Annotated in this window: 13 protein-coding genes, 1 tRNA gene and 1 pseudogene; 8 read left to right on the top strand and 7 right to left on the bottom strand. The window is 50.9% G+C overall.

Annotated features, from left to right (window positions below):
* Positions 1-31: 31 nt before the first annotated feature.
* Genes fimC through sfmF form a run of 4 tightly spaced genes read left to right on the top strand, consistent with a single transcriptional unit; the run spans position 32 to position 4,831 of the window.
* A complete protein-coding gene (fimC, locus tag ACWKXT_RS07085) occupies positions 32-724 on the top strand; it encodes a type 1 fimbria chaperone FimC (protein WP_119915190.1) in 693 nt (230 codons plus the stop codon).
* 14 nt (positions 725-738) lie between these two features.
* The gene (locus tag ACWKXT_RS07080; protein ID WP_454532060.1) at positions 739-3,300 is read left to right on the top strand and encodes a fimbrial biogenesis usher protein; all 2,562 of its coding nucleotides are present in this window, start codon (positions 739-741) and stop codon (positions 3,298-3,300) included.
* On the top strand, positions 3,293-4,300 hold the full coding sequence (gene fimH / locus ACWKXT_RS07075) for a type 1 fimbria D-mannose specific adhesin FimH (RefSeq protein WP_454532059.1): 1,008 nt from the start codon (positions 3,293-3,295) through the stop codon (positions 4,298-4,300). The genes ACWKXT_RS07080 and fimH overlap by 8 nt, the downstream gene beginning before the upstream one ends.
* Positions 4,301-4,309: 9 nt before the next feature.
* Positions 4,310-4,831: a fimbria assembly protein gene (gene sfmF / locus ACWKXT_RS07070; protein WP_454532058.1), complete on the top strand. Its 522-nt coding sequence runs from the start codon at positions 4,310-4,312 to the stop codon at positions 4,829-4,831.
* Between the two features lie 51 nt (positions 4,832-4,882).
* On the opposite strand, the gene fimZ is transcribed toward sfmF, so the two are convergent.
* From fimZ to ACWKXT_RS07055, 3 genes are all read right to left on the bottom strand, one after another.
* Positions 4,883-5,515: a fimbria biosynthesis transcriptional regulator FimZ gene (fimZ, locus tag ACWKXT_RS07065; protein WP_045328457.1), complete on the bottom strand. Its 633-nt coding sequence runs from the start codon at positions 5,513-5,515 to the stop codon at positions 4,883-4,885.
* Positions 5,516-6,327: 812 nt separating this feature from the next.
* Positions 6,328-7,044, bottom strand: coding sequence for a helix-turn-helix transcriptional regulator (locus tag ACWKXT_RS07060; RefSeq protein ID WP_454527978.1), 717 nt, complete (start codon positions 7,042-7,044; stop codon positions 6,328-6,330).
* A gap of 24 nt (positions 7,045-7,068) precedes the next feature.
* Positions 7,069-7,767: an EAL domain-containing protein gene (locus tag ACWKXT_RS07055; protein WP_454532057.1), complete on the bottom strand. Its 699-nt coding sequence runs from the start codon at positions 7,765-7,767 to the stop codon at positions 7,069-7,071.
* A 278-nt stretch (positions 7,768-8,045) separates the two neighbouring features.
* Between ACWKXT_RS07055 and ACWKXT_RS07050 the strand changes: the two genes are divergently transcribed.
* Positions 8,046-8,122, top strand: a tRNA-Arg gene (locus ACWKXT_RS07050).
* Positions 8,123-8,137: 15 nt separating this feature from the next.
* Here ACWKXT_RS07050 and ACWKXT_RS07045 read toward each other — a convergent pair.
* The 4 genes and pseudogenes from ACWKXT_RS07045 to ACWKXT_RS07030 form a co-directional block, all read right to left on the bottom strand.
* Positions 8,138-8,736 (bottom strand): annotated as a pseudogene (locus ACWKXT_RS07045) (site-specific integrase); the annotation flags it as partial.
* Between the two features lie 182 nt (positions 8,737-8,918).
* Entirely contained in the window at positions 8,919-9,914 is a 996-nt protein-coding gene (locus tag ACWKXT_RS07040) for an acyltransferase family protein (protein WP_454532056.1), read from the bottom strand.
* 55 nt (positions 9,915-9,969) lie between these two features.
* Positions 9,970-11,037: an acyltransferase family protein gene (locus ACWKXT_RS07035; RefSeq protein WP_454532055.1), complete on the bottom strand. Its 1,068-nt coding sequence runs from the start codon at positions 11,035-11,037 to the stop codon at positions 9,970-9,972.
* Entirely contained in the window at positions 11,034-11,222 is a 189-nt protein-coding gene (locus ACWKXT_RS07030) for a hypothetical protein (RefSeq protein ID WP_454532054.1), read from the bottom strand. The genes ACWKXT_RS07035 and ACWKXT_RS07030 overlap by 4 nt, the downstream gene beginning before the upstream one ends.
* 180 nt (positions 11,223-11,402) lie before the next feature.
* Between ACWKXT_RS07030 and ACWKXT_RS07025 the strand changes: the two genes are divergently transcribed.
* From ACWKXT_RS07025 to ACWKXT_RS07015, 3 genes are all read left to right on the top strand, one after another.
* Positions 11,403-11,765, top strand: a complete 363-nt coding sequence (locus ACWKXT_RS07025) for a HumD family translesion DNA polymerase (RefSeq protein ID WP_454532053.1) — start codon at positions 11,403-11,405, stop codon at positions 11,763-11,765.
* Positions 11,766-12,084: 319 nt separating this feature from the next.
* Entirely contained in the window at positions 12,085-13,101 is a 1,017-nt protein-coding gene (locus ACWKXT_RS07020) for an iron ABC transporter substrate-binding protein (RefSeq protein ID WP_454532052.1), read from the top strand.
* Between the two features lie 24 nt (positions 13,102-13,125).
* Positions 13,126-14,700 carry an ABC transporter permease gene (locus tag ACWKXT_RS07015; protein ID WP_454527974.1) on the top strand — a complete coding sequence of 525 codons (1,575 nt, stop codon included), beginning with the start codon at positions 13,126-13,128 and terminating at the stop codon, positions 14,698-14,700.
* The last annotated feature ends 1 nt before the right edge of the window (position 14,701 follow it).

The raw sequence follows: 14,701 nt of genomic DNA, 5'->3' as shown, positions 1-14,701 counted from the left end.
CTGCGAACACATTATTAAAGGTACGGTTTTGATGAAGACATTAATTAAACCAGGACTGATTTTATCGTTTATTTTAATGATGGTTTCCGCATGCGCGAATGCTTCCGGCGGTATTGCGTTGGGGGCCACGCGCGTTATTTACCCGGCGGATGCAAAGCAAACGTCGCTGGCGATCACCAACAGCAATAAACAAGAACGCTATTTAATTAACGCGTGGATCGAAAATGCCAGCGGGCAAAAAGAAAAAACTTTTGCCGTCACCCCGCCGCTGTTCGTCAGCGAGCCGAACAGTGAAAACACGCTGCGTATTATTTACGCCGGGCCCGCGCTTCCGGCCGATCGCGAATCGCTTTTTTACATGAACGTGAAGGCGATCCCGTCAGTGAACAAAGCGAAAACGGAAAACAATAACGTGCTGCAGCTGGCGATCCTCTCGCGCATCAAACTGTTTGTGCGCCCGAACAACCTGGCGATGCAGCCGGAGGAGGCGCTGTCTCAGCTGCGTTTTGAGCGCGTGGGCAACCATCTCAAAGTCAGCAACGCCTCTCCGTATTACATCACGCTGGTCAATCTGAAGCTGGGCGGGCAGACGGTAGATAACCTGATGATTGCACCAAAGAACTCGGCGCAGCAGATCCTTCCGGCCGGTGCCAGCGGTACGCTCTCCTGGCAGAGCGTAAACGACTACGGTGCCATTACACCGGCGCGTAGCGTCAACCTGTGAGCAGAGTCAGGGCGATGAAAAACCACCAGGGGCGTTACTGCCCGGTTGCACTGGCGCTGATGGCTGCGCTCTGGCCACAGGCTGGCTGGAGCGAAAGCTATTTCAACCCGGCCTTTTTGTCCGACGATACCGCCAGCGTGGCGGATTTGTCGCGCTTTGAACAAGGACACCAGCAGGCACCTGGCGTTTATCGCGTGGATATCTGGCGTAACGATGAATTTATCGGCACCCAGGACGTGCGCTTTGAGCAGGCCGAGAACACGCCGCCGGTGGCGGGCGGTTTGTCGCCCTGTATTACGCGCGCGATGCTCGATCGCTTTGGCGTCAACGTTGCGGCATTTCCCGAGCTGGCTAACGTGCAGGGCGAAACGTGCGTGCCGTTGACCACGGCGATTCCCGGCAGCGAAACGGCATTCAACTTTGCCTCGCTGCGTCTGAATGTCAGCCTGCCGCAGGTGGCGATGCAGAACAGCGCCCGTGGCTATATTCCACCAGAACAGTGGGATGAAGGCATCCCCGCCGCGCTGTTGAACTATAGCTTTACGGGCAACCGGGGAAGCGAAGACGACAGCTATTATCTGAACCTGCAGAGCGGGCTGAACTACGGCGCCTGGCGCTTACGTAACAACGGCGCATGGCGTTATACGCAGAATAACGGGCAGCGGCACAGCGAGTGGCAGAATATTGGCACCTGGGCGCAGCGCACCGTCATTCCGCTTAAAAGTGAGCTGGTGCTGGGCGACAGCAATACCGGAAATGACGTTTTCGACAGCGTCGGCTTTCGCGGCGGGCGGCTCTTCTCGTCTGACAGCATGTACCCCGACAGCCTGCAGGGCTACGCCCCGACCGTGCGTGGCATTGCGCGTACGCCCGCCAAAGTGGTGGTTCGCCAGAACGGCTACGTTATCTATCAAAGCTACGTCCAGCCGGGCGCATTTGCGATTACCGATCTTAACCCGACCTCCTCCAGCGGTGACCTGGAGGTCACGGTGGAAGAGAAGGACGGCAGCCAGCAGCGTTACACCGTGCCGTACTCCACGGTGCCGCTCCTGCAGCGCGAAGGGCGCTGGAAATATGACCTGGTGGCGGGGGATTACCGCAGCGGTAACAGCGACCAGGACACGCCGTTCTTCACTCAGGGAACCCTGATTACCGGTCTTGCCAACGGTTTTACGCTGTATGGCGGCACGCAGCTGGCATCACGTTATACCGCCGTGGCCGTCGGGGCCGGGAAAAACCTCGGGGACTGGGGGGCGGTCTCGCTCGATATCACCCACGCCCGCAGCCAGCTCGCGGACGACAGCAAACATGAGGGGCAGTCGCTGCGTTTTCTCTACGCAAAATCCCTTAACGGATTCGGCACCAACTTCCAGCTGCTGGGCTACCGCTACTCCACAAAAGGCTTTTACACCCTGGACGATGTGGCCTGGCGCTCAATGGAGGGCTATCAGTACGCCGACAGCAAGGACGATAACGATGTCCCTGATGTGCAGAGCTATCACAACCTGACGTGGAATAAAAAAGGCCGCTTCCAGCTTAACGTTTCTCAGTCCCTCGGTGACTACGGTTCGGTCTATATCTCCGGTAGCGAGCAGACCTACTGGGGAACTGACGAGACGAACCTCTGGTATCAGCTGGGCTACGCGGGAGGCGTGAAGGGGATCAACTACTCCGTCTCGTGGTCGTGGAACAAATCCGTGGGGATAGACGGTACTGACCGGATCGCGTCGTTTAACGTCTCCGTGCCGTTCAGCCTCTTTACCCGTCAGGGCTATCGCCGTGACAGCGCGATTGACCGCGCCTATGCCACCGCATCCGCCAGCCGAAACAGCGATGGCGACACAAGCTGGCAAACCGGCGTCAGTGGAACGCTGCTGGAGGACCGCAACCTGAACTACAGCGTGACTCAGGGGCATGCCAGCACCAATGGCTCAAGCGGGAGCGCCAGCGCCAACTGGCAGGCGACCTACGGCACGCTGGGCGTAGGCTACAACTACTCCCGCGATCAGCACGATCTCAACTGGCAGCTCTCCGGCGGGGTGGTCGGCCATGCCGACGGCGTGACCTTCAGCCAGCCGCTGGGCGACACCAACGTGCTGATCAAAGCGCCGGGGGCTTCGGGCGTCAGCGTGGAAAACCAGACCGGCGTGAAGACCGACTGGCGAGGCTACGCGGTGATGCCGTATGCCACCGTCTACCGCTATAACCGCGTGGCGCTGGATACCAACACCATGAGCAACAACACCGATATCGAAAATAACGTGAGCAGCGTGGTGCCGACCAAAGGCGCACTGGTCCGCGCCAGCTTTGATACCCGCATTGGCGTGCGTGCCCTGCTGACGGTGACGCGCGGCAACCAGCCTGTGCCGTTCGGCGCGGTGGTGCGTGAGACCAAAAGCGGCGTCACCAGCATGGTGGGGGATGACGGACAAATTTACCTGAGTGGGCTGCCGCTGGAGGGCGAACTTCTGGTCCAGTGGGGCGACGGGGCGCAGTCCCAGTGCCGTGCGCCGTACAGCTTGCCTGAAAAGAGCCTGCAACAGGCGATCACACTTAAGGGGATCCGCTGTGAATAAAATCCACATTTTTGCCTTGCCGCTGCTGGCGTTACTGCCTGCGACAAACGCGTTAGCGACCGTGTGCGTCAATGAAAAAGGCGTGCCGACGGAAGTGCACTACGACCTGACGGATAAATTCAACAGCTCGAATAACCAGGTCGGGCAGGTTGTGACCCTCAGCGAGAAATCGCAGTGGGTGGGGGTGAATGCCGTCTGCCCGAAGGGCACCGTCGGGAATACCACCAAACGTAGCTATGTTACCGATTACCCGATCACCGGGACCAGCGATGGCTACCAGTACCTGAAGCTTAACGACTATCTGGACGGGGCCATGAAAATCACCGACAGCTATGCGGGCGTGTTCTATCCGCCAAAAAGCTATATCCAGATGGGAAGCCACCCGAATGTCTCCAAAAACAAACCGTTTGGCGTGCAGGATTCGAGCCTTGTTTTCCGTCTCAAGGTGACGCGACGCTTTATTAACATGGTGGTGATCCCGCGAGCCACCATGTTCCGCGTTTACGTCACCACCACCTCCTCCGATCCGTTAACCACGCCGGTCTATACCATTAGCTACAGCGGAACCATTCAGGTGCCGCAAAGCTGCGCCATCAATGCCGGTAACGTGGTGGAATTTGATTTCGGTGACATTGGCGCCTCTTTGTTCAGCAAAGCGGGCGTGGGTAACAAGCCGGAGGGGGTTTCATCGCAGAGCAAAACCATTGCCATTAAATGCACCAACGTGGAGGCAAACGCCATGCTGACGATGCGCGTCGAGGCGGAAAAAGTCTCTGATAATGTGCTGGTCTCGGATAACCCGGACGTGGGCTTCATCATTGCTAACGAGAGCGGGGCGCCGCTCACGCCTAACAACCTGACGAGTAAAATCCCGTTCCGTCTCGATGACAGCGCGCAGGCGCAGGTGGGGATCCGGGTCTGGCCGGTGAGTGTGACGGGCAATAAGCCAGCGGAAGGGCGTTTCACCTCGCGCGGCTACCTGCGTGTGGATTACGACTAAGGAGCAGACATGCGAAACGGGATCCGTTTTATTACCGTAGCGCTCTTTGCGCTTTGCACTCAGGCTCGGGCGGAGACCGCATTGGGCGAAATTAACATTCGGCTCTACGGCAATATTGTCGATTTCACCTGCGTGGCAGAGGGTAACGATAGCGACAAAACGGTCACGCTGGGCACCTGGCCCACGAAGCAGCTCAACACCACGGGGAGCCGCACGCAGCCTATGCCCTTCACGCTGAAGCTGACCGGCTGTCCGCCTGGCGCGGCATCGATTACGTTTTCAGGTAAAGCAGACGGGAGCAATAACGGCTTGCTGGCGCTGAATGATGCCAGCACCGCGAGCCACGTCGCCGTGGAGATCAGGAATGCGGATAAAACGCGTCTGGCACTGCAGCAGGCCAGTCAACCGGTCACGGTTGATGCGCAGGGGAATGCGGTACTCTCGTTCTATGCCAATTATATTGCCACTGCCGATAACCCTCAGCCCGGGCGGGCCGATGCGGATGCCACGTTTATGATTAATTATAATTAGCACTGACCGCACTCCCTGCAGCTCGGATAAACTGCAGGGAGTGAATTCAGGTTATAGCAACTCGTGTGCTTTGGCGTAATCAATTAATTCCACAATGCTTTGTACGCCCAGCTTGGAGTAAATATTGGATTTGTGCGCGCTAATGGTCTTATTGCTTAACAGTAGCTGTTCAGCAATCTCTTTATTGGATAATCCATTCGCCAGGTAACGTAATACCGTGACTTCGCGATTCGATAATGGCATATCCACTGCCATCCCTTTTCCTGAACCCAGGTGGTTTATAAAGTTCAGCGTTTCCGACGGGAAAAAAGAATAGCCCATCAGGATCATCTCTACGGCATTGTAGATCTCACCCAAATCTTTTCGTTTACTGACAAAGCCATTAGCTCCGGCGCGAATCGCACGCCCCGCGTAAAATAACTCTGATTTAGATGAGAGGAACAGAACCTTAATGTCTTTATTTAAGTTCCTGATTCTCTTAAGTAAAGAGAAGGCATCTGTGCCCGTGAGTTCGATGTCAAGGATCACCAAATCAATAGGATGATTGCGAATACAGTCTAGAACTTCATGGCTATCGCCAGACTTAAGCTTGACTGTGATATTTTTATTTTTCTGTAGCAGGACTTCTATCGACATTCTGACGATAGGATGTTCGTCCATAATGATAACGGATGCCGGTTTCATTTTTAATGCCTCAGATTGTTAAAAGCGTTATGCAGAGTTTTGTAAAACTCTCGAAATGCCGGAAGGATATAAAGTGCAGATCCCTATACCGTAGTATTTCCCTGGAAAGAGCGAAAGCATCCTTGTTTACGTAATGAAAAGAACGGTGCCTCAGCGCGGTCATCTCATTTGGCTGGTGTTGGCAAAAAGGTTTTTCTTATTCAGATTTGGTACGCATCTTATTATACAGAGTAAGTTTTTTCCGAAAACCCTGTAAATTATATGTCCCTTATTGGTTTATATTATCTTCTGGATCTGAATGGCTAACTTTTTAAATTTAGCTGAAATATCCTGTTATCCCATTTACTGCATCTTTTCATCTTTATGTAATAACAAAAAATAACAGATGTCTCTTTATGTTGCTTAATTGTTAACAAGTGAGAGCGTTGTTTTGCCGCCCGAATCCTCAACAATGAGACGAAAAATTGCTCTCGCAGGCTGCCAGCCCTTCATCTGAAAGACCGCAGGATGTCCCCGTGCCGCACCATACTCATACAGGAGAAGATGCTATCCGCTTCGCTTTCCGCTCCAGGAGAGTGAAGCGAAGCTGCTTGTTTTTACATCATTATCATTTTATTAACGCCTTCTGCATTCGCTTAACGGATGGAGGAAAGTGCTGCCGTTTATTCATTCTGTGATATTTCGCGTGGTACAAGCCCATAAATTAGGAATAGTTATAAATTCGATTTTATTGTTAAAAATTAACAAGGCAGTAACAATAAAGATAAGTAAATTCCTAAAGTGCTTTAGGAAATAAGGGCTTAGGGTGTCAATTAAAACGGGCAGTCTGAGAGGTTATTAAGAAGGTGTAACAATTCCTGGCGATGGCTCAGCCCAAGCTTCAGCAGAATGCAGCTGAGACGGTAGATAATGCGGCTGTAGGGGCGATTCTGCAGAAGGGCAATCTGACGTAACGTCCTGCCTCGGGCAAGCTCCTGGAGGATGGGCCATTCGTTGCGGGAGAACCACTCTTTTTCGGAACCCAGCGGAGGGCGGGTGTCCATCAGGCTGTGCTGAAGTCCTGCGGCGTTGATCTGGCGTTCGAGCACGTGGAAAGGACCTGCCGCCCTGCAGAAGAGGCGGGTGTCATAATTATCAGCCCTGACCAACAGCCACGGCGTCAGGAAAGGGGGATACAGGCTATGCCTTCTCAGCTGGTCCAGTTTCTCCAGAAGCCCGGTGGAACGGCTTTCAACATCCACAACCAGACGGGCCGAAGGCCATTGTGTCTGGGCGCTCAGCGCATCCTCCAGCGTCGCGTAGTCGCAACAGCTGCTCAGGGGAAACTGCCCGTTGAGAAAACCGGTGCGCAGGTAATGATCCTCCGTCACCAGAATGATAAACGGGGCATCAGTTTTGCGAGGCTGGCTGATGGACTGGCTCAAAAATTCGAGTCGGTCGAAAAAGGGGGGAGCAAAAGGCGAGTGCGTAAATCCCAGCGCATCACTTCCTGTACGACGCCGCCGGTAACGGCGCACTGTCATTCGCATGGTCTCCCTCCTGGAAATGGCGTTTTAATCCTCCGGCCATGTCCAGGACGGCCAGTAATACCCCTGGCCGAGATCTGCGCCTGCCAGCAGTGCCAGGGTACGATCGCGTTCAGTCTCAATACCTTCGATGAGCACCTTCCCGGCCAGCCGAAAGCAGTGTGCAACCAGTTGCCTCAGCGCGGGTGTGGCACGCAAACGCCAGAAAGCGTTCTTATCAATTTTGATGCCGCTTAACGGTAATCGACAGGATAGAAACGGTTGCACGACGATTTCGTCAATGTCATCCAGCCAAATACGGTGCCCCTGTTCTTTTAGCTGGTGCAGGTTCTGAATAACGCTCTGCTTTTGTGCGGCAGGGAACGTCATAAAGACAGGAGAGTCGACCAGTTCGATATTCAGCGGCCCGGTTTTCAGAGCGATGAGCCGCTGAAAAGACGCGGGCTCTGTCAGGACCGTTATCGGCAGATTAATAAAAAGATTATTACCGTGCGGGGTATTTTTTAAAGCCGCAAGCTGTGCGTCGAGCAGCGTCATCGACCAGCCTGCGGACTGGTGGCGGAAAAAATCTTCGCTGCACTGGGTTTCGGACAGGATGCTAAGCACCTCCATGCCAACCTGACGCTGTGAGGAGAGGGCGACGATGGGCTCGAGTTTGATGCCGACGATGTCCTGCGAAAAAGAGTCTAACCAGGGGGGCGTATCGATCAGGTTTTGCGCTGTCACTCCATTGTCCTGTTAACTGTCAGCCTTCACGCGGCCGGGAAACCTCACGCTAGTGTGACGGGCCGACGCTCAGGAAAACAGCAGGCGTTACTTAAATGCAACTAAGCCTTTTCGCAGCGCTGAATTTTACGGTGAAACAGCAAGAAATGCTGAGAAAATAGCCGTATTTACAATCGGCTAGCGGTAATTGGCCCTGAAAACGGAAAAGGCATTGACTCACCTGTCATTGACCGTATAATTCTTCGCGTTTCACCACCGCGAAGTACACTCTTCTCAGTGCGCCCTTAGCTCAGTTGGATAGAGCAACGGCCTTCTAAGCCGTAGGTCGTAGGTTCGAATCCTACAGGGCGTGCCATTTAAAAACAGGCACTTACGTCTCGTTCTCTTCCTCCTTATTTCCCGTGTGGGACATATTTGGGACATCCCCCCCAAAAATTGAGTCAATTTGCTTCGCATGCTCAGTTAAATGGTTAGGTGCTAAGTGGGCATATCGACGGACCATTTCGATACTTTCCCAGCCACCTATTTCCTGCAGAACAGATAACGGAACGCCAGATTGAATTAACCAGCTTGCCCAGGTGTGTCTCAGGTCATGAAAACGGAAATCCTCAATACCTGCACGACGACATGCTGCATTCCATGCGCTCTGGTCATCAACCCACATATTTCTAACTGAGGGAGTCTTTTACCATCAGGACGAACACCCATTTATGATGATTGCCAATATGATCGCACAGTACCTTACAGGCGGTATCATTCAGTGCTACGCCAATAGCTCTGTTTTTCAGGGTCCACCCAGGCAACCCGACGCTGCATGTCTATCTGTCGCCATTCCATATTGATGACGTTCGAACGACGAAGGCCGGTTGCCAGCGCAAACTTAACAACCGACTTCAGCAGCTCCGGGCATTCCTCAATAAGCCTCTTCGCTTCCTCATGTTCCAGCCAGCGCACCCGCTTATTCCTTAGCCCACTACCTGGATTTGAGTTCTTTGATACACAACTTGGACTGCCTATCTTTTGAAATCCTACCACTAACCATTGGATAAGAGCAGATGGAACAAGAGTGTAAATGAGTTACAGGCATGCATAGCGCCATACCCTACCCACATGACCAACTTGTATTTCATTGTAGGTAGGGTTGTTTAGAATTACATATTCTTATTAAATCCTTTTCCGTATTTTGATAGATACACTCTACAAGGTTTCTCTATACAGTGATATGTAAGCATGGATATTAATATCGAGGCGACAAATATTAACGCGGTTCTCCATTGCTGTGATCCATCAAAAATAAAGCTTAGTTGATTAATAAGCAAGGAATGCACCAGATATAGAGAGTACGATATTTGGCCTAGATAATGAATCGGTTTAATTGATAGTGCCCTGGAAACAACATTGCTTTCATCAACGAGCGAAGGTATTATTAATGCGCACAATGCTATTATATAAACATCAACCTGCCTAAACACCAAGAACGCTGCAAGAATGAAGCATAAAGCATAGGAAATTCTTTTACTTATGACTTTCCCATTTGCAAATAAAACATATGATGTCACACCTAAAGCATAATCAGCAAGACATCTAAGTACGGATCTTAGGCCTCCCGATGCATTTACAGAAAAGGCCAGTATCTCATTGCTCACTGAAAGATAAATCAATGAAGCCAACGCCATAATTACTATTGGTATAATGAACTTTGTTTTAGATATAGTCATTAGCATTACCGGGAACAGCAAATATGCAAACATCTCAGTAGAGATTGACCATGACGAAGCAATGTAATTAAAACCAAATAATGATTGAAGCAGCAATCCATTTATCAAAAATGACAACGGACTCTCAGTTATTCCATGTTCAATGCTTGCGAGTAAGACAGATGCAACATAAAGGAATATGTATACTGGATATATCCGTATAAATCTCTTAAACATGAAGTAAGAGTAGTTTCCAGAGCCCTTTGTGGAAAATTCATTATGAACCATGCTCATAATGAAACCAGACAGGATGAAAAAGAAATCAACAGCAAGGTATCCGTTGGTTAGAAAATCATCTATGCGGCCACCAAAATTGCGCTCAACCAAATGAAATGTAACAACGTAAAAAGCAGCTACACCACGCACCCCTGTTAATGACTTTATTTCCATTGTATCACCAGTAGTATATATAACGTTAATTTAATAGGCAGAATTACCGCCTCTATTAAGAAAATCTTTTCCCAAGCCTAACGCCTGGTTTCTCTATTAGTCTGTAACAGATCCATGAAAATATTACGCTAATAACCATTCCTATTATCACAATCGGGTAGCCTCGCACCGGCTCCATCCAAACTCTATCCAGATGTCGAACTATCCACACGTAAATAATAAAGTGAGTTATATAAAGGGAGTATGATATATTTCCAAAGAAATCCAGAAATCCATTGTGCTTTATAGTGTATGTTTTATCTCTGAAGAAAAAAGACAAAAATAGCACTATTGATGGCAAGAAATACCCTTGCAGTCCGAACTCTGAAATCTGATCACTATTTACCATTAGTATGGCAATAGTAAGCAATACTCCTGAATAGAATATTAATGTTGACGATGTTATAGTTATATCAATCTTTCTAACCTTTTTGAAAAGTACCCCTAAAGCTATACCTATAGCAAATTCGAACATTATAGTACTGCTCGCCATCCTGATAAGACCATACAGTAGGATGTTTTCATCAGCTTTTGCAAACGCGGAACTACGTATTGAGAAAGAATCGTTGAATGCTATCTGTAGAAATGTTGGAATAAAAATCAGAAGTAAAATCGATATCAAAGCTCTATGTTTATGGGTAATTGATAACACCAGGACAAATAAACCATAAAATAAAAACTCATACGCCAGAGTCCAGGGCGTACCCATAGCATGAGTCCCGAACTTAGGAGCAATGCCGTCATAATTCTGGTAAATGAGAATTAGTGGCGAGAAAAACCCCCACACCCCTTGATAATCGAAGACAAAAGACATGCCAATAAGCCATGCTACAATCATTAAAGGATATATTCTGAATAGTCTCTTTATTATAAAATGGACCGGCGTATTAAGTGATTTATTTTCTGAAGAAATGTAAATTATAAATCCGCTAATAATAAAAAAGAGGTCAACACCAAACCCGCCTCTTTCAAGGTATGGTATTGGATTCCCATTTATTATCAGAAGACCAGAAAAATGGTCAACTAAAACAGCAATGCAAGCGACAGCCCTAAGGTAATGAACTGATAGAATCTTACTATTCATCCTGCATTACTCTTTATGTCGTTTAAAAAATTTATGTTTGGGTAATCCATTTGTAATAAAATGACCACCATGACGATTTCTAAAAAAATCATTACCGGATAACCGGAGCTATACCCCGTAAAAAAAGCAATAACACTCATCAGCACCACAAAGCGGACAAGATTATTAGAAATGGAGCTCAACATAGCTCACCCCTCGCGATTAATGAAATAAACAGGTCACTTCGAAATAAACTAAACATATGATTAGTCAATAAGAATTATGATGCCGCTGAGTTTAGCACCGGGAGGCAGAGAGATCACGCATTGATAAGCCTCACTCCTTTTTGTACTGTGTATGCATACAGTAAAAATCAAATGTGCATCATGGGATTCGCATCACAAGACTACGTAGAGCAACGCATATCACTTGATAATCGCATCATAACCAGGCCAGCGGCTACCTACTTCATGCGAGCCGGGGCAACGCATTATAGAGAAGTAATAATCAACGGTGCTCTGCTTGTCGTTGATGTTTCACTGACACCATGTGACGGTTCACTGCTAGTTTGCAGAATGGAAAGCGAACTGAGGATTAAGCGATATCGGAAATCGCCTAAGCCTCACCTGGAGGATTTGCAGACGGGAAGGCCGGATACTTACAGAGGGAGAGGCGAAATGGTCGAATCGAAGCCAAATTTTACGAACGCTGGAACTACTGCCTGTAAAAATGATCTAAGGCGCGAGTGAGGATAATAGTATGAAGGGAATCATATTTTCCTCTGGTCAGCCTCGAACGTTTTCATTTTTCTCTTTCAGATAAATAAAATCTTAATAAATAGAAGGCTAAGTAAGTTTTATAATTTTCTGTCTTAAGGTTTTTTTAATCTTTAATTTTTCTCTCACGCCATTCTGGATTTTTATCACTATAACCCCCGATATAAAGGAATTTTACACTTTTACGATTAAACTGGATTGATACTAATTATCATTAGCGTTTTTGTATGCTTTAATCCTTTCCCACAACGCTATGCTTCATTTTTCCCGTTGCTCTACTAAGGATATGTTCATGAATTCTCGCCTGCTGTCCTGCTTCTCGCTTGCCTTGTTGTCTTCATCACTTTTCCTTTCCACACAATCGGTTGCCGCAGATAACAACGACGGTATCGTTGTCTATAACGCGCAGCATGAAAACCTGGTGAAGTCGTGGGTTGATGGTTTTACCAAAGAAACCGGCATTAAAGTCACGCTGCGTAACGGCGATGACAGCGAGTTGGGTAACCAGTTGGTTCAGGAAGGCAGCGCATCACCGGCAGACGTATTCCTGACGGAAAACTCGCCGTCCATGGTGCTGGTGGATAATGCCAATCTGTTTGCGCCGCTGCAGGCAGAAACCCTGAAGCAGGTGCCTGCACAATATCGTCCGGCGCACGGTCGCTGGATTGGCATTGCGGCCCGCAGCACGGTGTTTGTGTATAACCCGCAGAAACTGAACGAACAGCAGCTGCCAAAATCGCTGATGGACCTGGCGAAACCCGAGTGGAAAGGCCGCTGGGCGGCATCACCGTCAGGCGCGGACTTCCAGGCCATCGTGAGCGCAATGCTGGCGCTCAAAGGCGAAAAGGCCACCCTGGAGTGGCTCAAGGCAATGAAAACCAATTTCGTTGCTTATAAAGGCAACAGCACCGTAATGAAAGCGGTCAACGCCGGTCAGATTGATGGTGGGGTGATTTATCACTACTACCGCTTTGTCGACCAGTCCAAAACCGGTGAAAACAGCAAAAACACTCAGCTCTATTACTTCAAGCACCAGGATCCGGGCGCGTTCGTAAGCCTTTCCGGCGGTGGCGTTCTGGCATCCAGCAAGCACAAAGCGCAGGCGCAGGCGTTCATCAAATACATCACTGGTAAAGAAGGTCAGGAAAGTCTGCGCACCAACAACGCTTTTGAATATGCGGTGGGTGTCAACGCGGCCTCTAACCCGAAACTGGTTCCGCTGAACGATCTCGATGCGCCGAAAGTTGAACCTTCAACGCTCAACAGTAAGAAAGTTATCGAGCTGATGACCCAGGCTGGCCTGCTGTGATTTTGAGAGTAAAGTGAACGACTTATGTCTGGTCTGAGTCTCGACATCGGCAAAAACAGCGTGCGGGAGACTGCGCGCAGGCGTCCTGCGCTGCCGATGGTTGCGTTAGCTGTTCTGTTTTCATTACTGGCGCTTCTGCCTCTGGGTTTTATCATTGCCATTGGCATTGAGACCGGCTGGGAAACCATTAAGGCGCTGGTGTTCCGCCCGCGTGTTGCCGAGCTGCTCAGCAACACGCTGTGGCTGACCGCCCTGGCAGTTCCGCTGTGTATTGTCACCGGCGTGGCAATCGCCTGGCTTACCGAGCGTACACAGCTTGCCGGGCGGAGCATCTGGTCTGCTCTGGCGGTCGCCCCGCTGGCTATCCCGGCGTTTGTACAAAGCTATGCCTGGGTGAGCGTGGTTCCGTCCATGCACGGGCTCTCTGCGGGCGTGTTCCTCTCCGTGTTAGCTTACTACCCGTTTATCTACATGCCGGTTGCAGCGGTACTGCGCCGACTCGATCCGACGCTGGAGGATGTGGCCGCATCGCTCGGCACGCCGCCTTGGCGGGTCTTTTTCCGCGTGGTGCTGCCTCAGCTTAAGCTCGCCATCTGCGGTGGCGCGCTGCTGGTGGCCCTGCACCTGCTGGCGGAATATGGCCTGTACGTCATGATCCGCTTTGATACCTTCACCACGGCAATTTACGACCAGTTCCAGTCGACCTTCAGCGGCCCGGCAGCCAATATGCTGGCGGGCGTGCTGGCCTTGTGCTGTCTGGCTATCTTAGTGCTGGAAGGCGTGACGCGCGGAAAGGCCCGCTACGCGCGCATTGGCGCCGGTGCCGCGCGTGAACAGAAGCGCTGGCCGCTGAAGCCTGCGGCGGCGGCTTTGGGGCAGCTATTTTTTCTCGTGCTGATCGTGCTGGCGCTGGGCGTGCCGTTGGGCGTCCTGTGTCGCTGGATCTGGCTCGGCGGCGTGCAAAACTGGATGAGCGCCGATCTCTGGCACTCCCTGCGCCAGACGTTAATGCTCGGCGTGGGCGGGGCGCTGCTGACGACCGCGTGCGTGATCCCGATCGCGTGGCTTGGGATCCGCTACCCGCGCCGCATCTTCCGGATGCTGGAAGGGTGCATCTATATCACCAGTTCGCTGCCGGGCATTGTCACGGCGCTGGCGCTGGTCACCGTCACCATTCATTACGCTCGTCCCATTTACCAGACGGAAATTACCCTGTTCCTGGCCTATCTGCTGATGTTTATGCCCCGCGCGCTTATCAACCTGCGGGCGGGGATTGCGCAGGCGCCGGTCGAGCTGGAAAACGTGGCGCGCAGCCTGGGCAGCACGCCCGCCAGGGCATTGTGGAGCGTCACTATGCGGCTGGCCGCGCCGGGTGCAGCGGCTGGGGCCGCGCTGGTTTTCCTCGGCGTCAGCAACGAATTGACCGCCACGCTGCTGCTCTCGCCGCTGGGAACCCGCACGCTCTCTACCGGTTTCTGGGCGCTGACCAGTGAAATTGATTACGTGGCTGCCGCGCCTTACGCGATGCTGATGATCCTGATTTCACTTCCGCTGACCGCCATTCTCTACGTTCAGTCGAAAAAAATTGCAGGGCTATGAC

The organism is Enterobacter sp. UPMP701 (assembly GCF_053709515.1).
This window is presented reverse-complemented; position numbering and strand designations above follow the sequence as displayed.